The 20,206-nt window shown below is 40.8% G+C and carries 19 protein-coding genes; 7 read left to right on the top strand and 12 right to left on the bottom strand.

The genetic code is table 11. The features are described from left to right. The 4 genes from rsxC to PSF16_RS07195 all read right to left on the bottom strand — a co-directional run. Positions 1-1,725: electron transport complex subunit RsxC (gene rsxC / locus PSF16_RS07210; protein WP_272689034.1), on the bottom strand; the 1,725-nt coding region annotated here is incomplete at its 3' end. After that, complete coding sequence (rsxB, locus tag PSF16_RS07205; RefSeq protein ID WP_006659776.1) at positions 1,718-2,320, bottom strand: electron transport complex subunit RsxB; 603 nt, start codon at positions 2,318-2,320, stop codon at positions 1,718-1,720. The genes rsxC and rsxB, both read right to left, overlap by 8 nt. Next, positions 2,320-2,901: an electron transport complex subunit RsxA gene (gene rsxA / locus PSF16_RS07200; protein ID WP_006659777.1), complete on the bottom strand. Its 582-nt coding sequence runs from the start codon at positions 2,899-2,901 to the stop codon at positions 2,320-2,322. The genes rsxB and rsxA overlap by 1 nt, the downstream gene beginning before the upstream one ends. Positions 2,902-2,988: 87 nt before the next feature. Beyond that, the gene (locus PSF16_RS07195) at positions 2,989-3,429 is read right to left on the bottom strand and encodes a DUF2569 domain-containing protein (RefSeq protein ID WP_006659778.1); all 441 of its coding nucleotides are present in this window, start codon (positions 3,427-3,429) and stop codon (positions 2,989-2,991) included. 128 nt (positions 3,430-3,557) lie between these two features. Between PSF16_RS07195 and PSF16_RS07190 the strand changes: the two genes are divergently transcribed. Together PSF16_RS07190 and PSF16_RS07185 are read left to right on the top strand one after the other, a co-directional pair. After that, entirely contained in the window at positions 3,558-4,601 is a 1,044-nt protein-coding gene (locus tag PSF16_RS07190) for an oxidoreductase (RefSeq protein WP_272689033.1), read from the top strand. Positions 4,602-4,660: 59 nt separating this feature from the next. Further along, positions 4,661-5,638, top strand: coding sequence for a bile acid:sodium symporter family protein (locus PSF16_RS07185; RefSeq protein ID WP_272689032.1), 978 nt, complete (start codon positions 4,661-4,663; stop codon positions 5,636-5,638). A 178-nt stretch (positions 5,639-5,816) separates the two neighbouring features. On the opposite strand, the gene add is transcribed toward PSF16_RS07185, so the two are convergent. The 3 genes from add to manA all read right to left on the bottom strand — a co-directional run bounded on the left by add (position 5,817) and on the right by manA (position 9,878). Beyond that, positions 5,817-6,818 (bottom strand): adenosine deaminase, encoded by a 1,002-nt coding sequence (gene add, locus PSF16_RS07180; RefSeq protein WP_036963730.1) that lies wholly within the window; start codon positions 6,816-6,818, stop codon positions 5,817-5,819. A 134-nt stretch (positions 6,819-6,952) separates the two neighbouring features. Further along, positions 6,953-8,593 carry a YdgA family protein gene (locus tag PSF16_RS07175; RefSeq protein WP_272689031.1) on the bottom strand — a complete coding sequence of 547 codons (1,641 nt, stop codon included), beginning with the start codon at positions 8,591-8,593 and terminating at the stop codon, positions 6,953-6,955. 109 nt (positions 8,594-8,702) lie between these two features. After that, complete coding sequence (gene manA / locus PSF16_RS07170) at positions 8,703-9,878, bottom strand: mannose-6-phosphate isomerase (protein ID WP_272689038.1); 1,176 nt, start codon at positions 9,876-9,878, stop codon at positions 8,703-8,705. 178 nt (positions 9,879-10,056) lie between these two features. Here manA and fumC point away from each other — a divergent pair, with 178 nt between their 5' ends. Then, a complete protein-coding gene (fumC, locus tag PSF16_RS07165; protein ID WP_272689030.1) occupies positions 10,057-11,454 on the top strand; it encodes a class II fumarate hydratase in 1,398 nt (465 codons plus the stop codon). A gap of 61 nt (positions 11,455-11,515) precedes the next feature. Here the strand turns inward: fumC and tus are convergent, their stop codons facing one another. The 3 genes from tus to PSF16_RS07150 all read right to left on the bottom strand — a co-directional run bounded on the left by tus (position 11,516) and on the right by PSF16_RS07150 (position 14,526). Further along, positions 11,516-12,421 (bottom strand): DNA replication terminus site-binding protein, encoded by a 906-nt coding sequence (gene tus, locus PSF16_RS07160; protein ID WP_006659785.1) that lies wholly within the window; start codon positions 12,419-12,421, stop codon positions 11,516-11,518. Positions 12,422-12,578: 157 nt separating this feature from the next. Further along, positions 12,579-13,148 carry a lytic polysaccharide monooxygenase gene (locus PSF16_RS07155; protein WP_006659786.1) on the bottom strand — a complete coding sequence of 190 codons (570 nt, stop codon included), beginning with the start codon at positions 13,146-13,148 and terminating at the stop codon, positions 12,579-12,581. A gap of 115 nt (positions 13,149-13,263) precedes the next feature. Then, complete coding sequence (locus PSF16_RS07150; RefSeq protein ID WP_272689029.1) at positions 13,264-14,526, bottom strand: MFS transporter; 1,263 nt, start codon at positions 14,524-14,526, stop codon at positions 13,264-13,266. A 112-nt stretch (positions 14,527-14,638) separates the two neighbouring features. Here PSF16_RS07150 and PSF16_RS07145 point away from each other — a divergent pair, with 112 nt between their 5' ends. The 3 genes from PSF16_RS07145 to bioD all read left to right on the top strand — a co-directional run bounded on the left by PSF16_RS07145 (position 14,639) and on the right by bioD (position 17,685). Next, the gene (locus tag PSF16_RS07145; protein ID WP_006661711.1) at positions 14,639-15,544 is read left to right on the top strand and encodes a LysR family transcriptional regulator; all 906 of its coding nucleotides are present in this window, start codon (positions 14,639-14,641) and stop codon (positions 15,542-15,544) included. 110 nt (positions 15,545-15,654) lie between these two features. Beyond that, a complete protein-coding gene (locus PSF16_RS07140; protein ID WP_272689028.1) occupies positions 15,655-16,866 on the top strand; it encodes an ROK family protein in 1,212 nt (403 codons plus the stop codon). Between the two features lie 141 nt (positions 16,867-17,007). Next, positions 17,008-17,685, top strand: a complete 678-nt coding sequence (gene bioD, locus PSF16_RS07135; RefSeq protein WP_272689027.1) for a dethiobiotin synthase — start codon at positions 17,008-17,010, stop codon at positions 17,683-17,685. Positions 17,686-17,754: 69 nt separating this feature from the next. Here bioD and PSF16_RS07130 read toward each other — a convergent pair whose 3' ends face one another. Both PSF16_RS07130 and ydfG read right to left on the bottom strand, forming a co-directional pair. Then, positions 17,755-18,126 (bottom strand): DUF1283 family protein, encoded by a 372-nt coding sequence (locus tag PSF16_RS07130; RefSeq protein WP_006659792.1) that lies wholly within the window; start codon positions 18,124-18,126, stop codon positions 17,755-17,757. Between the two features lie 90 nt (positions 18,127-18,216). Beyond that, positions 18,217-18,963: a bifunctional NADP-dependent 3-hydroxy acid dehydrogenase/3-hydroxypropionate dehydrogenase YdfG gene (ydfG, locus tag PSF16_RS07125; RefSeq protein ID WP_006659793.1), complete on the bottom strand. Its 747-nt coding sequence runs from the start codon at positions 18,961-18,963 to the stop codon at positions 18,217-18,219. Between the two features lie 168 nt (positions 18,964-19,131). Here ydfG and PSF16_RS07120 point away from each other — a divergent pair, with 168 nt between their 5' ends. After that, positions 19,132-20,103, top strand: a complete 972-nt coding sequence (locus tag PSF16_RS07120; protein ID WP_154601168.1) for an SGNH/GDSL hydrolase family protein — start codon at positions 19,132-19,134, stop codon at positions 20,101-20,103. Positions 20,104-20,206 lie beyond the last annotated feature (103 nt).

Raw genomic sequence — 20,206 nt, 5'->3', positions numbered from 1 at the left:
CCGGGCAATGGCAGCGGCAACGGCGGCTTTGCGCGGGTCATCTCCCTCCGCGCCATCTGCAATCACGGGGTTGTCAGATTGGGTTTGCTCTGCGACTTTTTGCGCTTGTTTGGCGCGCGCTTGAGCTTTACGCGCTTCTCTTGCTGCAATAACAGCACTATTGTCAGGCAATTTACCTGAAATGATTTTTATGGGCTCAGCCGTTGACGCTTTCTTCGCTTTAACACGAGCAAGTGCCGCATTAACTGCGTCTTTATCTGCGGTATCCACTTGAACAGCCGCTTTCTTATGGCGTTCTTCGCGGGCAAGTTTTTCACGTTCCATGCGCTGTTGTTTAGCTTCAAAGCGCTGTTTAGCTTCGATGGAACGGCGTTCTTCTTGGTCTATTTCGCGAATTTCTGCTTTTTCTTGGCGATAATATTGTACCAGCGGAATATTGCTTGGGCAGACATAAGCACAAGCACCACATTCAATGCAGTCAAACAGATTATGTTTCTGCGCTTTTTCGTGTTCTTTACCTTTACTAAACCAATATAATTGCTGAGGTAATAAACTGGCAGGGCAAGCATCAACACAGAGACCACAACGAATACAAGCTTCTTCGACAGGTTTTTTGCCCATCTCTTCTTGGGTCGGGACCAGTAAGCAGTTGCAAATTTTGACTACAGGAACATTGAGATCGGGCAATGTGAAGCCCATTAATGGTCCCCCCATGATCACCATTTGCTCATTTTCAGGCTCAAAGCCAGATTGCTGAAGTAGATGTTTAACTGGCGTACCTAAGCGAGTCCAGAAGTTTCCTGGCTGTTTAATCGCTTCTCCGGTGACCGTGACAACACGTTCAATGAGCGGCTGACCATCAATGACTGCGCGCTTGATAGCGACGGCAGTACCCACGTTTTGCATCAATACGCCAATCTGGGAAGATCGTGCACCTGAAGGAACTTCTTTTCCTGTTAAAATTTTGGTCAACTGTTTTGCACCACCTGATGGGTACTTGGTGGGGATCACTCGGATAAAAATCTGTTTATCTATGGAGGTAAGGGCGCGTTTTAAGGCGCGGATTGCCTCGGGCTTATTATCTTCAATGCCGATTAATACTTGGTCGGGGTTTAACAGGTGTTGCAGAACGCGGCAGCCTTCAATGACTTCTTGAGCATGTTCTTGCATTAAACGGTCATCAGCAGTGATATAAGGTTCACATTCTGCGGCATTGATAATCAACGTTTTAATGGCATCTTTCCCGCCTGCTAGCTTAGAGGCTGTTGGGAAGCCAGCGCCACCTAAACCTGCAATACCTGCTTGCTCAATTTTGTTGAGCAAATCAGCCCGCGAAAGTTGTTGGAAGTCAGGTACGGGTTGTAAAGGAGCCCAAGTATCCAGACCATCTGCTTTAATTTTGACGCAGAGTTCTTTTAATCCTGAAGGATGAGCGGTCACCATAGGTTCAATCGCGGTGATAGTACCGGATGTTGAAGCATGTACAGGCACGGTACGACCTGTACCTTTCGTTAATGGTTGACCTTTAAGAACGGTGTCGCCAATGTTGACGATGAGTTCACCTTCCGGACCTAAATGTTGTTGCAGAGGGATGATTAGCTCATCAGGAACGGAAGCCACACGCATTGGCGTTCTGCTGGATTGTAGTTTCATCTCAGGGGGATGAATACCGCCATCAAAGTCCCAAATATTATCTTTTTTCAACCACTTAAATAAATTAAGCATGGGAACCCTCTTTGGCTGACAATAAGGATTCATCGGTAATATTTTTAACTGGGATGGTGTTTAAATCCCATTTCCAGTTGGCGGTAGTGGTTTTAACTGGCACCATTTCAATACAATCCGTAGGACATGGGGCAACACACAGGTCGCAACCCGTACATAAATCTTCAATCACTGTATGCATGGCACGAGTAGCGCCCACAATGGCATCGACAGGACAAGCTTGGATACACTTTGTGCACCCAATACAATTTTCTTCATCGATGATGGCAACTTTACGAACAGGGTTTTGCGCAGTTTCATCGCCATCAATGGGTTGAGGGTCAACGTTCATCAGCTCAGCAATTTTGAGCATGACTTGCTCGCCGCCGGGGGCGCATTTGTTTATCATTTCCCCGTTGTTGGCTACTGCTTCAGCGTAGGGACGGCAACCTGGATAACTGCATTGCCCGCATTGGCTCTGCGGTAAAATAGCATCCAGTTTTTCAACAATCGGATCTTCCTCAACTTTAAAACGTAATGAGGCATAGCCTAAGATCAGACCAAAGATCAGCCCGAAAACGGCTAATATGCCAATCGCAATCCACAAAGACATCATTAGAATTTCACCAAACCACTAAAGCCCATAAATGCGAGAGACATCAACCCCGCAGTGATCAGACCAATTGACGAACCTTTAAAAGGTGCTGGGACATTTGCTACAGCTAAGCGCTCACGGATGGCGGCAAAGAGAACCATAACAAAAGAGAATCCGACGGCGGCACTAAAGCCATATACCGCAGATTGCAAGAAACCGTGGGATTGATTGATGTTTAATAAAGCAACCCCAAGCACCGCACAGTTAGTGGTGATCAGCGGTAAAAAGATCCCCAATAGGCGGTATAAGGTTGGGCTGGTTTTTCTCACAACCATTTCAGTAAACTGTACTACTACGGCTATCACAAGGATAAAGCTCAGTGTACGTAGATAGACTAGGTCTAGAGGGATTAAGATCAACGTATCGATTAACCACGAGCTTATTGAGGCGAGGGTCATAACGAACGTAGTCGCAAAACCCATACCAATGGCGGTTTCTAGTTTTTTTGATACGCCCATGAATGGGCATAATCCCAAGAATTTAACGAGGACAAAGTTATTGACTAACACTGTCCCAATAAAAAGTAGAAGATAGTCGGTCATTTCATAGCCTGAAGAGAGAAAAAAGCCCAAAAACTGACCACAGTCAGTTTAACGGAGGCTATGATATCAAAGCTATTTTTGTGATGCTTATCGATCTTGTGTGAAAGTCATTTTCACTCGTTTAGACATTTTCAAATAAGGGACAAAAAATCCAGCACCTAATAGTGGCCATGCGAGGATTTGTAGGGCAGTTTGGTCATCAATAGGGGAAAATGCGAATGTTTTTAATCCGATTAACATTAATGCTAATAGCCATAGGGTAAAACGACGGGGAAAATGACGAGAGCGCTTAAACATCAGTTGTGTAACATGTACACTAAAAAGTGACATAGCTAGGCTGATTGCGAAAGACAAATACCACTGTGGGGTAATGAAACTACTCCAATTATCCACCGTGGTGACAATCTCATAAAATTTAATGCAGTACATCACAGTCATGCTACAAGCCGCAAACAATGTCAGCAGTAAATAGCTAGCAGGGGCTAATAACCAGCCGGTAATACGGTCAGTGTTATAAACAGAAGTCATAAGTAGGGATCCGTTATTGCTAAATAATCCTGATAATTAATAATCCTATCATAGATTTATTTGCTAATTGATTCATTCTGATGGTACTTTTTTAAAATAGCAAAATATGCCACTTATGTGAGGTCAATATGCCCAAACCAATTAAAGTCGGGATTGTTGGATATGGTTATGCCAGCAAAACATTTCATGCTCCATTTTTAGCCATGTTAGAAGGATTTGAGCTAACGACTATCTCCAGTAGTGATGCGAGTAAAGTTCATGCGGATTATCCTAATGTTACGGTAGCTAGCTCGCCCGAAGCATTGTTTGCTGATCCTGAAATTGAGCTTGTTGTGATCCCAACGCCGAATGACACTCACTACCCATTAGCCTGCAAAGCGTTAGCTGCGGGTAAGCATGTGGTGGTAGATAAGCCGTTTACTCTTGATGTTAAAGAAGCCGAAGATTTACAGCAACGAGCTGAAAAAGCCGGAAAATTATTATCAATTTACCATAATCGTCGTTGGGATTCAGGGTATCGCACCGTGAAAAAAATCCTGCAAGATGGCTGTTTAGGTGACATTAAATATTATGAATCTCATTTTGACCGTTTTCGTCCAGTGGTGAGACAACGCTGGCGAGAGGCTAATATTCCGGGAGCGGGAATTTGGTACGATCTGGGACCGCATATGATTGACCAAATGCTGCAATATTTTGGTAAACCGCAAGCGATTACCGTTGATCTGGGGGCTATTCGTCCAGGCGCGGAAGCAGTAGATTATTTCCATGCAATGCTGGATTATGCAGATAAGAAAATCGTATTACATTCAACAACTCTCGCGGCAGCGCCGATGCCAATTTATACCATTCATGGTATGAAAGGGAGTTACGTGAAATATGGGCTAGATACGCAGGAAGATGCGCTAAAAAGTGGTGCTGTTCCACGAGGTGAACATTGGGGAGAAGACCCTAATCTGGGTGTTGTGACGCTGTCACAAGGCGATGATATGGTGAGTCAGTCATGGGCAAATGAGAAAGGCAATTATGGTGGATATTATGAAGCCATTTATGACGCTATTCGTTTCGGTAAGCCAAACCCAGTTACACCAAGCGAAGCCATCGATATTATGAAACTGATTGAAGCCGGTATGCAATCAGCGAAAGAAAAACGGACTATCGAAAATATTTTCTAAGGTTCAACGTTGAAGATAAAGCCAGTGTAAAAACTGGCTTTTTATTTGTGGAAAATCGAATGAATTTATTAGCAAAACTTAAAATAGACTCGTTTCTGTTGATCATGATTGGCGTTGTCATTATCGCCAGTATCTTCCCATGTGAGGGGCAGGTTAAAACTGTTTTTCAGCACTTAACAACCGCAGCGATAGCGCTACTGTTTTTTATGCATGGTGCTAAGTTATCCAGAGAGTCTATCGTTGCAGGGATGGGGCACTGGCGACTTCATTTATTAGTATTTGCCAGCACGTTCATTCTATTTCCTATTATTGGTATTGCATTGCGCTTTATGGTGCCACATTGGATATCGCCAACGGTGTATATGGGCTTTTTGTATTTATGTGCATTGCCCGCCACTGTTCAATCTGCCATTGCATTCACCTCGGTTGCCGGTGGGAATGTCGCTGCGGCAATTTGCAGTGCGTCAGCCTCCAGTATTTTAGGGGTTTTTCTCTCTCCTGTTTTAGTCGGAGTGTTGATGGACACTGATGGCAGCCAAGCAATGGATACACTCAATGCGATTGGCTCAATTATGCTGCAATTGATGGTGCCATTTATTGTCGGGCATTTATGTCGACCGCTCATCGCTAACTGGATTAATCGCCATAAAAGGTTGGTCAATACCACTGACCGGTCTTCCATTCTACTTGTTGTGTATGTGGCATTTAGCGAAGCGGTGGTTGAGGGGATTTGGCAAACCATTGATGCTTATTCACTGTTTATCATTACGTTAGTTTCTTGTGTTGTATTAGTCGTGGTGATGGTGATTAACGTGATGTCAGCGCGTATTCTTGGGTTTAGCAAAGAAGATGAAATTACGATTCTTTTTTGTGGGTCGAAGAAGAGCTTGGCAAATGGTGTACCCATGGCAAATGTGCTATTTCCAGCCGCAACAGTAGGGATAATTTTGCTGCCATTAATGATTTTTCATCAGATTCAATTAATGGTGTGTACAGTGATAGCTCAGAAGTACGCTAAACGGCTCAAAAAACACTAAATATTCACTAAGGCAGCGAAAGCTGCCTATATAAAATAACTAATTTAGTTACAACATGCTGTGGGTGTTATCATGAAATAGATTAACGACTGAGAAAATTTGAACGTTTTAATGGGTTAAATAGGGCAGAACATGAGTCCTACCCTATAAAAAGATTTATTAGCAGTTAGCAGTTGAATTAACGGTTTGCAGCTTTACGCGCCAATGCCGCTTTCTCGCTATCAGAAAGGAATGCCATGGTGAGTCCATTGCGCTGAGCTTGTTCAATTTCAGCCTGTGTTAGGCCCGCTTGCGGTGCAGCAACATTATATTCATAAGGTAACTCGATGCCTTCAACAGCAGGGTCGTCGGTATTAATGGATGCTAAAACACCGTGGGATAAAAAGGTTTTCAACGGGTGCTGAGCCAGTGAAGGGACGGTACTGGTTTGAATATTCGAGGTTAAACAACTTTCAATACCAATGTTATTTTTCGCTAAAAATTCAATGAGCTCAGGATCTTCAATTGCTTTAACCCCATGTCCAATACGTTGAGCGCCTAAATGCTTGATAGCATGCCAAATACTGGCTGCACCTGCCGCTTCACCAGCATGCACGGTAATATTGAGTCCAGTATTACGAGCTTTGGTAAAATGTTCTTCAAATAATGCACCTGGGAACCCCAGTTCATCACCGGCTAAATCAAGGGCACATAATTTATCTCTATGTGCGAGAAGACCCTCTAATTCAATAGCACAGGCCTGCTGCCCAAAAGTACGGCTCAAAATACCAATCAGATTGATTTGAATGTCGTATTGACGGCAGCCCGCAGCAATACCGTCAATAACTGCACCAACAACGCCTTCAACAGGAAGTTGATGCTTCATTGCCATATAGTAAGGGGAAAAACGTAATTCAGCGTAGTCAATGCCCGCTCTAAAGGCATCTTCCACATTCTCAAATGCGACACGCTTACAGGCATCTAAATCAGCTAATACAGCAACACCCCAATCCAGTTTAGTTAGAAAACCAACTAAATCAGCTTCTTGTCCCATAATTTGCACGTGAGGGCGTAAGGCTTCAATTTCATCTGCGGGGAGTTGGATACGGTGCTGTTGTGCCAAAGAAAGAATGGTTTCTGGGCGAATATTACCATCAAGGTGGCGATGTAAGTCTGTTAAAGGGAGCTGTTTGTTTATCACGATAAATGATCCTTATAGATATTCTGCATCCATTTTGTATGTAATTGAATAAAAATCAATGATAAATAGGCTAAATAGAAACAAAAACGCCAGTCGAGGAGACTGGCGTTTAAGTAATTTATCTTAAGGATAAATTATTGTGCAGCTGGCGCTTCTGCTGGTTGTTCAGCTTCGATTGCTGGCTCAGCAACTTCAGCACCATCAGCAGGTTGAGCTTCTTCTTCGTAGCCCATTTCATCTTCAGGACCAGACATCATTTTCATCTTAGTCAGGAATTCAGCTAAGGTATATTTGTCACCGTTGAAGGTTAGGTCATTACCAGAGAATTTAACGGTCATGGTTAAATCGTTTTCGCTGTCGATCATCCAAGGATGTTTTTTCTCTTTCGCTTTCTCTGCGCGTTGTTCATCAGTCATGAACATTTCTTCGAACGGGTTAGAGAACATATCCGCAGTTAGCATTTGTTGAACACCAGCGAACTCTTCAGTTACTTGTTCTTTAACAACTTTCTTATCTTCCGCAGAAACTGCTGCACCGCCATCTAAGATCATGGCTTGAGTCATTGACTCGATGACCATTGGCTTATTCAGTTTCATGCTGAAATCGAAAGAAGTGATCAGTTGTTTGAACGCTTCATCCACTTTGTTTTGCATTGCTAACGCAGTAATTTCGTCTTGGTTCCACTTGTTGAAAGTAACGCTTAGGTCGATAGAGCTTTGACCTGCTTCGTTTTTCCAATAGAACGGGCTAACAGTAAATACTGGTTTGCTTTTCATCAGCTCAGGCAGAGTTGTGGTCATCATCTGCATTGCGATTTTTTCGCTTGCTTCAGTTGGGTTGCCTGTTGCTAAGCCTTCAGCCAACGCTTTGTTGTATTGCTCAACAAATTGACCTAATGCTTTCGCATCTAATTTTTCGATAGCCACTGTCAGCTCACCAGAACCTAAGTTTTGATCTAATGCTTTAACATCACTGATTTTGTAAGACAGGTTACCTTTAACATCGTCACCATTGATAGAGGTATCACTTGAAACGTTCAAATCTTTGAATGAGAACTTAGTTTCAGGGATATTAACATCGGTATCTGCGATAACGAAAGATTGGGTACCTGTATAGAAGCCATGTTGAGATTTCTTAACATTAGAAACCAGCTTCATGCCTTTCATTGTGATAGAACCTTCTTCTTTAGTGCTGCTGATCACTAAGCTATCAGTCACTAAAGATGCATCAACAGTACTTAAGTCTGAACCAGTTGCAATATCAAACTTAGCGCCGCTAAATGAGAATTTACCATCTTCTTTGGTGTATTCAAGAGGGATCAGCTCGATGCTAGAATCCACGTTTTTGCTGTAACCAATAACAGCAGAACCATGCATGAATGGCTTGCCTTTGGTTGCTTCAAACAGCTCTTTAGTCGCTTTCGTATTTGCTAATTCAACATTAACTGCACCTAATTTAGGCATCAGATTGAACTTAGCTACTTGGGATAATGGCAGTGGACCATGAGAGATATCCGCTTTAAAGACGATGTTTTCGTCAGCAGAAGCGGTTGAGGTAATGACGATGTCAGCTTGAGAAGAGAACACACCACGTTTGTAGTTTTCTAATTTAAAGACAACATCAGCACTTGAATCGTTAGCCGTGATAAACGCGTTTGAATTCGTAATCACTTTATTCAGTTCAGCTTCAACTTTTGAACCTGTATACCATGATGCGCCAGTCCATACTGCGCCCAGAGCAACGATAACACCTACCGCAACTAATGACTTTTTCATTATCAACATCCATCCTTTCAGTGCGCATGAAACGCACTTATGTATAAATAATATAAGTTTTTATTACCCGTTTGGCTGTGTGTACCAACGGCTAAATATAAAATATGACCTAAAAATTAAATACTCGGGCTACTTGGCCATTTCCTTGAATAGAAATGTTATCCTCATAAGCAGGTAAGAAAACAGATTCACCAGAATTCATGTTTAATTCTTGATTACCTGATCGCAATACTAACTTACCTTCAATACAAAACAAAATTGAAGCTGTATGATTAGTTAGGGATAACCCAGAGCAGTCAATAGAATATATTTTAAATGAAAAATCTTCCACTGGGATCTTATATTTCCAGACATTTCCAGATTTTTCGGGAATATTGAACAAATCATCAGCTTTAATTGACTTAAAATCAATATTATCAACGAGTTCTTTTACATCAATATGTTTGCTCGTTAAGCCTGCACGCAAGACGTTATCTGAATTAGCCATCACTTCTAACCCAACACCCTCTAAATAAGCGTGAGGGGTTCTTGCTGCTAAAAACATGGCTTCACCAGGTTGTAATTCAACGATATTTAGCATTAAAGGCGTAAATAAACCATTATCATCTGGATATAAGCTCACCATTTGTTTAATGGAATTCCACGGCTCACCTTGTTTGCTATTCAATGCTGCTTTTAATACACCCAATGCAAGCTCTTTTTGCTCACCAGTCAAATTAAGAATCTGTGCAAATAATTTTTTTAGTTTATCTTCACTTGGGGATTGAACAAAAAATTGAATTTCAGGATGGGCTGCTGCAATAAAGCTAAATAACTCGACAATTTCTGCTATAGGACGAAATGCATTCATTGCTTTAAAGGGGGTTAAAGCATAAATCAGCTCTGGTTTATGATTATTATCCTTATAATTACGGATAGGGGAGTTCAATGGGATCCCTTGTGCATTTTCTTTTTCAAAACCGATTTCCGCATCGTGTTTATTTGGGTGAACCTGAACGGATAATGGCTGAGCTGCGCATAGCACTTTGAATAAATAAGGAAGTCGGCCAAAACGTTCGGCGATATGTTTACCCAATATTTTTTCTGGGTTTTCCTCAATGAAAGCATCTAACGAGATTTTCTGATGTGTTAAGGGTGATATAACCTCAGAACTGGCTTTGGGGTGAGCCCCCATCCAAAGCTCAGCCATTGGTAAATTATCCGGGTTAGGGTAACCATACAGTTCGCTGAGGGCGGTTTTACTTCCCCAATCATAGTGTTGGATTTGGTTCATCATTTTTAGCATATCAAAACTCTCTTTTTGCAAAAATCAACTGATTTCCTTTTTACTACAGCACAATAAGCTCGACCAAGTCTCATAATTGAAATTCAATTTGTGGCATTATACTGCTCGGTTATTTGCTTACCTGCAAGCAGATGATTCTAAAATTAATTATTCTGAATATGTACCTAAGGAGCTAGTAATGGCAGCCACTCGCATTGAAAAAGACTCAATGGGACCAATTGAAGTACCTGCTGACCACTTATGGGGCGCGCAAACGCAGCGTTCTTTAGAACATTTCCGTATCTCTGTAGAGAAAATGCCTGTTGCTCTGATCCACGCATTAGCGGTAACTAAAAAAGCGGCTGCAAGCGTGAACATGGATTTAGGTTTACTGCCAAAAGATCGCGGTGATGCGATTATCGCTGCGGCAGACGAAGTCCTTGCTGGCAAGCATCCAACAGAATTCCCTCTCGCTATCTGGCAAACTGGTTCTGGTACTCAAAGTAACATGAACATGAACGAGGTGCTAGCTAACCGTGGTAGCGAAATCCTCGGTGGACAGCGCGGTAACGACCGTCTAATCCACCCAAATGACGATGTTAACAAGAGCCAAAGCTCTAACGACGTCTTCCCAACAGCAATGCACGTTGCAGCCGCTGTTGCGATTCGTGAACATTTGCTGCCAGAATTAAAAGTTCTGCACAAAACCCTCGATGCGAAAGCAAAAGAATTTAAAGACATTGTTAAAATTGGTCGTACACATCTACAAGATGCGACACCATTAACATTGGGTCAGGAAATCTCAGGTTGGGCGGCAATGTTAGCCCACAACGAAAAACATATTGAAAACGCAGTGCCACATATTTGTGAATTAGCATTAGGCGGTACCGCGGTGGGTACAGGTCTGAATACTCACCCTGAATATGCGGTTCGTGTCGCGAAGAAAATTGCTGAATTAACAGGTCAGCCTTTTGTCACATCACCAAACAAATTTGAAGCATTAGCGACTTGTGATGCTTTAGTGCATGCTCACGGTGCATTGAAAGGTTTAGCGGCATCATTAATGAAGATCGCTAACGATGTTAGATGGTTAGCATCAGGTCCTCGTTGTGGTATTGGCGAAATCTCGATTCCTGAAAACGAACCGGGTAGCTCTATTATGCCAGGTAAAGTTAACCCAACACAGTGTGAAGCATTAACCATGCTGTGTGCCCAGGTCATGGGTAATGATGTTGCTGTGAATATTGGTGGCGCATCAGGTAACTTTGAATTGAACGTATTCCGTCCAATGGTTATCGACAACTTCTTACAATCTATCCGTTTATTAGCAGATGGTATGCGCAGCTTCAACGAGCATTGCGCTGAAGGCATCGAACCAAACCGTGAACGTATCGAAAAATTACTGCACGAATCTCTGATGTTGGTAACAGCGTTAAATACCCACATTGGCTATGATAAAGCAGCAGAAATTGCGAAGAAAGCGCACAAAGAAGGTCTGACTCTGAAAGAATCTGCACTGAAATTGAACTACTTAACTGAAGCTCAATTTAATGAATGGGTTCGTCCTGAAGATATGGTCGGTAGCATGAAATCATAATTATCCATCTCTTGGATAATGAATGTTAAGCCCCTGCATTAGAAATAGTGCAGGGGCTTTTTTATCGTTCAATATATAGGTTTAAACGCGGGATCAATAATTCGACGGGTTTTGCTTTTGGGCGATTACGCAGGGCGATGTTATCTTGATGATAATCCGCTAACTCACCAAGCTTGATATCGCTTAATTCTTTATCAATGGCGAAAATCAACAGCGGTGTTGCGCAAGGATATTGTGTTTGCTTTTGTGTTTCTTTGTCCCAAACTCGCGCGATAGGTTGAACTTTAACGGGGCGTTGAGTTTTCAATACACAATCATGGGGAAGAGAACGAATTAATTGGATTTCATTTTTTAATTGCAATATCCAGTGCTCACGTTGTAAATGAGAGGGGGTTCTCCCACTTTCTAGGCTCGCCTGTAAGCGATTGAGCATCTCTTCTTGAGTCACTTTGTTGATGACTTTCTTATTTGCCCAACCGAATCGAATGGTATCAGGATCAACAACAGAAGTGAGGGTACGATAGGTATTTAGTGTTAACAAACCATGCAAGCTTTCTCGAATAAATTCAAACCGATGGGCTTCATCAATGTGGGTTACAATCTGCTTTATTTCTATTTTTAGTTGATTGATCTCGAAGAGTAAATGCTGGAAGCGTTTATAGTCTGCCAGAGAGGGCGCAAGACAGATAGCACCAGGTAATCGAATAGCGGCTTTATTGCTCACTAACTCTGATTTTTTATGTATAAATAGCAATGTAAAAAGGTCTATTGCTCGTGTTAGCGCATCTGAACCAGTGTGTTTATCCACTAAGATCGAGCTAACTTCATTATTCTCATCACCTTTTAATGTTTCCGGTAAGCTAAATACAGCGGCTTTAACATTTTGCTGAGTTTGAAGTAATTGGCAAAGAAGGTTGATATTTGACTCAAGCTGATTGAATGAACTCACTAACTGCTGTTTTGACATAACATCCTTAACCTTATATTTAGTTACAACATTCTAATGGCTCGAATAACTAAATTAACATTAACATTTGAGTTTTTCAACACGCTTACTAGTGAACCTAAGGGATAGCCGATAGAGTATTACATACTATCCCTATTGTCTGGTTTACTGACAATTATTATTTATAGTCAATTTCCAAATCAATTACTTGATAAAATGCATTAGCGGTATCATCGATGGTCCAAACACCTAAAACAACATGATAGCCTTGATAATCTTTTGGAAGATGGCAAGTATGCATCACTAAACTAGGTGGCATTTCGACTTTCTCGAACTTACAAAATGGCGTTAACTCAAATTGGGCGCGGGTTAAAGACTTGCTGGGATCCCAATCTTTACGTGTAATAAAATATTCCCACTTAGTTGTTCGATGAATGGCAGTTAAGCGCCAGAAAAAATCGAAAGTCGAGGTTTCTATTAACATCCGAGTCCAACGAAACGGTTGTTGTGCATCAAGCGGAGAGAAAGAGGCAATATTCGCACTCGCAATTTTACCGTCTGCAGGACCTTTTAGCGGAAATCCCTTTAAACCTTCAACTGATTGTGGTTCGTATTGAACAGCGCCACAATTTTGGTTGCTTTGCAGTTTACAGAGATAGGCTCGACTGGCAGGATACTCGATGTAGCCATGAGGTAATGCAAAATAGCTATAGCAGAGTAGTAAGGGAAGTAATAATAGTTTTTTCATTCAATATCCTCATCATTGATTAATTTATAGATTTTCTATTAATTATGATGAGGATGTGAATTCTAACCTTTAGCAGGAGTTAATTTATTACGTTAATTAGGTAACCTAGAAGCGATTAACATTTTGTTTTTAACTTATAAGCAATACCGACGCCGAGTAGCAACAAACTTGCGATAAATAACGCTACGCCATTCCACCCATAGGAAGCCCAGAATACCCCACCTAATGTACCAGCAATACTGGAACCTGCGTAATAACTAAATAAATAGAGTGAGGATGCCTGACCCCGTGCTCGTTTCGCTCGACGTCCAACCCAACTACTGGCGACAGAGTGTCCTGCAAAAAAACCCGTTGTCAGTACAGTCATACCCAGCAATATCACCCAGATATTACTATGTAGGGTCAAAATAACGCCCATCAACATCATCGCAATTGCGGCGATCAGAATTCGTCCAAAACCGTATTTTTGTGTCAAACTTCCTGTCTTTGTCGCGCTGTAAGTTCCTGTTAAATAAATAATAGATAAGAAACCCACAACAGATTGACTAAAATTATAAGGCGACTCAAGTAAGCGGTATCCAATGTAGTTATACATCGTTACAAAACCGCCCATTAAAATGAACCCCTCAATGAATAACCACGGTAAACCGGTATCACGCAAATGTAATTGTAAGTTAACCCAAAGGTTTTTAGGTTTTAATGAGCTGGCTCGGAAATGCTGAGAAGGGGGCAATAATCGCCAAAAACCAATCGCGGCTAACAGTGCCAAGGAGCCTAAAATAACCACAGCAACTCGCCATGAATAATAATCGGCAATAACGCCTGTCATTAGGCGTCCGCTCATTCCTCCAATAGAATTACCACTAATGTAGAGTCCCATAGAAAGTGCGACATAACTGGGATGAATTTCTTCACTTAAATACGTCATGGCCACCGCAGCAACGCCACTAAGGGAAAGTCCCACTAAAGCGCGAGCAATTAGAATTCCTTGCCAACTTTCCATAATTGAACTCATCAAGGTAAAAAGCGCTGCGCAAGTCAGGGAAATCACCATAACATTTTTACGACCAATCGCATCGGAAATAGGTCCAGTGACCAATAATCCTAATGCCATTAATCCAGTACTTAATGATAACGACAAACTCGCGGTAGCCGGTGAAACATTAAAATCAGCCGACAACATTGGCAAAATAGGTTGGACAAAATAGAGCAAGGCGAAGGTCGCAAAACCCACAGTAAAAAATGACAGCGTAACGCGCAGATATAAGGCGTCATCTCGTTGAATATAGTGTTTTTTCGGTGGGGTACTCGTCAAGGGTGCGTTTGGTTTTCCTTGTAAAGATGAACTCGGTGAGAGGCTTTTTGACTGCTGTTCCATGTAAATTCCTTGACGACTAAACGGACTTGATTTCGATCAAAGAATAGAAACTTTCTATTTTTTTGTCTAATATATTAATAATACATAATGATACATTTAAAATATCAATCTGATGAACATTGAATTACGCCATTTACGTTATTTTATTGCCGTTGCCGAAGAGCTGCATTTTGGGCGTGCGGCTGAACGTTTGCACATGTCTCAGCCTCCATTAAGTCAGCAAATTCAAGCTCTTGAAGAAATGGTTAATGCGAAACTATTAGAACGCAATAACCGTAATGTAGCATTAACCCCCGCAGGGGCGATGTTTCTAAAAGAGGCGTACCAAATTTTAGGGCAAGTGGATGCCGCAGCCACAAAGGCGGCTCGAATGGAAAAGGGGGAGCTAGGTGAGCTTTCCATTGGGTTTACCTCAACAACGCCATTTATGCATAAAGTCACCATGAGCTTGCGTCAATATCGAGAAGCTTACCCTGATGTTTCTATTCATATGCATCAGATGAATACGAAGCAACAAATCCCCCCATTAGTGACTGGGCGCATAGACATTGGCATCATGCGCAATACAATATTGCCTGAACAATTGGACTATCAATTATTGTTCAGAGAGCCCTTTATGCTTGCCGTCTATGAAGGGCACCCATTATTGGCTTATGAAGAAAATGGTGTGGATATTAAGCAACTTGCTGCTTATCCATTAGTTTTTTTCGAGCGAGAAGTCGGTACAGCGCTGTATGATGAGATAAACCAATTATTAGCCTCTGAAGGGATAGTTCCCACTATTTCTCAAGAAGCCGGGGAAGCGATGACTATCTTAGGCTTAGTCTCTGCGGGAATGGGAATTTCAATTATCACAGAATCCTTTACTCGCATGAAAATTGACGGCGTTAGATACCTCAAGCTGGCTAATATTCAAGCCACTTCTGAAGTTTGGCTAGTTTACAATACGCGCAGAACAGCACCTGCGGCAGCGAAAAAACTCACAGAGTTATTATTGCATAACATTGTTGGTGTATAGCCTTGAATGATTAACGCGATTCATATCACGTTTTTTATGTAAATGAAGCCTAATTTTCATTTATATAGGGCATAATCAATTATAATTTATAACGATTTCTGAGTGTTAAGATGACAAACCAAACGGGGAATACTGACCAAATCAAGCAATTGAATACTGGGCTTGTGTACCGAATTATTGCACAACATGGTCCTATTTCCCGTATTGCGCTATCAAAACAATCTCAACTAGCACCTGCAAGCATCACCAAAATCACGCGTGAATTGATGGATGCACATTTAATTCAAGAACGTGAGTTTCCCGTTTTAGGCTTAAGAGGTCGTCCCGCTGTTGGATTAGTGATAGAAAGTGAAGGCTGGCAATTTTTAGCCATTCGAATCGAAGATCAGCAGGCGATTATTTCGTTAAAAGAAATTAATGCTAAAACACTGGCGGAGCAATGCTACCCCTTTAATGTAAAAGATAACCAACAATTTAGTGATCGGTTATCGGAACTCATCAGCCTTTTTTTCGAAGAGAATCAAGCTTATTTAGAAAGAGTTACTGCGATCAGTATTTTACTGGATGGTATTCTAGATTCTTATTCAGGAGTTATCTATAAACTCGCGCATAGCGACGTTCATGAATTAGCCATTGGCGAAATATTGACAGAGAAAACAGGATTACCTGTCTATCTTTATCCGCCAGTTAATGCTTTGGCCTTAGCTGATCATTTAAAATACTCTGAGACTCGAACATCCAAAAATATTATTTATCTACAAATTCAAGATGTCGTTAATATCGCAGTGATGAATCATGGTTATTCATTAGATGTCATGACTCGGCAGCCCAACTTATTTGCCCATACTCAAATTGACCTATCACAAACTCAACCCTGTTATTGTGGTGGTAAAGGCTGCTTAGAAACGCTGATTTCAATTCCAGCAATCATCCAGCAAGCAAAGGAATTACTTGCAGATTATCCTGAGTCAGTATTACATAAAGAAAATATTAGTATTAACACAATTAGCCAAGGCGCAGTAGAGAATGACCTATTATGTAAGTCATTACTTGATAATGCGGCTCAACGACTTGCTTATCCATTAGCAATGATAATTAATTTATGCGGTTCTGAATTAATTTTGATCAATTCGCCATTAAATGATGAACACCATTATTGGTTCACTCGGGTACAACACTTTGTTACGTTATACGGTAACCCACGCTATAGTTCAAAATTAATATTTGAAAAATCAGCCAGTTCAATTAAAGAGTGTGAAACTGCGCTAATCCAAAATGCGCTATATAACGGCTCATTGTTGTTGCAATTACTGCAAGGCTAATACAATTTGATAAACTTCTCATTATCTTACACAAAATTGAGCTAACGCAAACTTATCATTTCCCCATTCCCATAAACTGAATTCATATCATTTTTATAGCATTTTGCTGATCACAGTCTGTCACTTCAGGATAGAACAACCATGAACAATCTATTTATTACCGGGACAGATACAGATGTCGGGAAGACGGTATCAACGCTAGCAATATTACAAGCACTGAATAATCAAGGTATTAAAGCCGTAGGATATAAACCTATTGCAGATCAATGTATCGATACACCGGAAGGAAAGCGCAATAAGGATGCACTTCTTATTCATCGTGTATCACAAGATCTTGTCTCATATGATGAAGTTAATCCTGTCAGACTGGGTGATAATTATAGCCATGAGAACAGTATCGATTTTACTAAAATCAATAAAGGGCTAGATCACCTCCATGAGCACAGTGATATGGTTGTCATCGAGGGGAACGGAGGTTGGCGCTATCTTCTTGATGATAATACTTTTTATGCCGATTGGTTAAAAAAACAATCCGTCGGTGTGATTTTAGTGGTTGGTATTCAACACGGGTGCGTCAATCATGCGTTATTAACAGCAGAAGCAATCCGTACTGATGGATTACCTCTTGTTGGCTGGCTCGCAAATAGAATTAACCCAGGTCTAGCGCATTACGCCCAAATAATTCAGCGCGTGCAACAGCACATTAATGCACCATTATTGGGAGAGATCCCTTATTTGTTGCGCCCTGAAGAAAAAGAATTAGGGCACTATTTGGATGGGGAAAAACTGCAAGAATTTGTCTCCGTACCGGTTCTTTAAACTTTATTCTTCCTAATTAAAAGGGCGCAGATAGCGCCCTTTAATATGCTGATTGGAATATACTTTCTATTATGGATTGATAATCGGACGTCCTGAATTCACATCTAGACAACGCTGAGTATTGGGTTCCCAATAGGCATTAAGATTCAAGCTTTTCTCGCATTTATCTTTTGCATCGAATGCAGCATCAATTTTATCAAACTCTTTTTCAGTACGGCGGTTCACTTTAGAACGTAGCATTTTAGTTTCATCCCACTGTTCTTTATCTTGGCGCGCCTGTTCTTTATTCAACGGGTCATTACTACCATTACCAACAGAAACACAAGTGCTACCCGCAGCGCATGATGTATTTGCTGCTTGCGCCGCATTAACCCACATCAAAGGAAGGCAGAAGCAAATTGCAGCCAGACCATTTTTGATAAATTTTTGTGACGTGCTCATGTAATTTCCTTTTGTTTTAATACTCAATATATAACCAGAGTATAGCTAAAAAATAATAATGCCGTCTTTATAGAATAGTACGAAATTTTATTATTGTTTATGTACGGTTAAACCTGCAAATGTTTGGCACACGGGCATTAATTCCAATGTGTTTACATTCATATGAGCAGGCAGCGTCGCAACCCAATAAACTGTCTCGGCGATATCATCAGCGGTAAGGGCATCGGCGCCTTTATAGGTATTTGTGACTTTCTCGTCATCACCTTTAAAACGAACATTTGAGAACTCAGTTCCGCCCACTAATCCAGGTTCAATATCTGTCACTCGAATTTTTTTACCCACTAAATCTGCACGTAATCCTAAGGAGAATTGCTTCACAAATGCTTTAGTTGCACCGTATACATTACCGCCTTTATAGGGCCAAGATGCTGCGGTCGAACCAATATTAATAATATGTCCGTGGTTTTTTTCTACCATACCTTGCAAAACTTCATAAGTCATATTGACCAAACCTTTGGTGTTCGTATTGATCATGGTTTCCCAGTCATCAGGATTAGCATTAAATGCAGGTTCCAGACCCAATGCAAGCCCTGCATTGTTAACCAAAAGGTCGATATTTTTGAGATGAGTAGGGAGGTTTGCAATGGCGTATTGAATGGCTTTTCTATCTTGAACATCTAATGTTAATGGGTAAAACTTATCTCCCAATTCTTGATGTAAAGCATTCAATCTCTCGGTTCTACGTCCAGTGCCAATCACTGTGAAATTATGTTGAATAAATTTACGGGCGATGGCTTCACCAAACCCTGATGTTGCGCCAGTTACGAGAATAATCATTAGGTACCTCAGGTCGTTATTGTTGTTTATTTTGAGTCATTCTAACTTTATAGCTCAGGCTCTTCCCAGAACCTTACGCATACTAGAATACCATCTTTTTTTTAAAGAAGTAGTAGCTCTATGAATATAGGATTATCTGCAAATTTATTATACTTCAAGGAGTTGGTTATGGCTGAAATTAATGCTTCACAATATTTTATTAGCCCTAGAAATGGCATGAATCCTAAATCATATATTGGTGTTGAGTATGGTTTATATAAGTATCATTTTGATAAGGATCAGATTAATAATCATATCAATAAGATCCATAACACCCACCTAAAATTAGATGGGATTCATGGTTTAACCGTTTTTGGTGATAGCTTATCTGATACTGGCAATATGTATGAAAAGACCCATAAAATATTTCCCTCTACAAATCAACACTATAAAGGACGTTTTACTAATGGGTTTACCTGGGTTGATAGTTTAGCCCGTCCAAATGGTCTATTTTCTCGCTGTGTAAATAAAGCAATGGGAGGGGCTGTTATAGGAAGTTACAAGCTAAAAGATGGATTCAAATCATCAGTCATGTCTTGCCTAAAGAAACAAATTTCTGAGACTGAGATTAATAGTGATGATTTAGTCATTGTCTTTGCTGGCGCTAACGATTATATGACGCTACATAAATATGACACAGGAAAAGTCGAGACAGATCAACTGGCAAACCTTAAAACTTTAATAAGGAAAGGGGCTAAAAATATTGTGGTCGTTGGTACTCCCGATATGTCATCAACCCCCGCAGCAGCACGGCGTTCTCACCAACGACAAACTGAATTAGCTGTACTAACAGATACTCATAATGCTAGAACGAAATTGATGATTGAAAAACTAAATTCTCGCAATAAAGACAGCGATATTCGCATTCATTACTTTGATATTGGTGAAAAGATGAAAGTCATCATAAATGAAGCTAATCAAATTTCTGATTACAACACCAAAGAAAGCTTCTATAAGAAATGGTATATCAAACTATTTAAAAATAAAAAAATGGTAATTAATCATAAATATATTTTTAATGACAAAGTACATCCCTCACAAGAAGTACAATTTATTCTTGCTTATGAAATGGAAAAATTTATCAAATCAACGTTTGCATAAGCGATAGAAAATGAACACCAAGGAAGGGAGCACCATTTTTACACTTACGTTAAGCGGCATAATATTGAGTTGAATAAGCAAAGTGCTATATACACCTTGCTTA

The organism is Providencia sp. PROV033 (assembly GCF_028484855.1).
Classification (GTDB): domain Bacteria; phylum Pseudomonadota; class Gammaproteobacteria; order Enterobacterales; family Enterobacteriaceae; genus Providencia; species Providencia alcalifaciens.
Note: the sequence above shows the minus strand (reverse complement) of the source record. Positions and strands in the feature narration are given on the sequence as shown.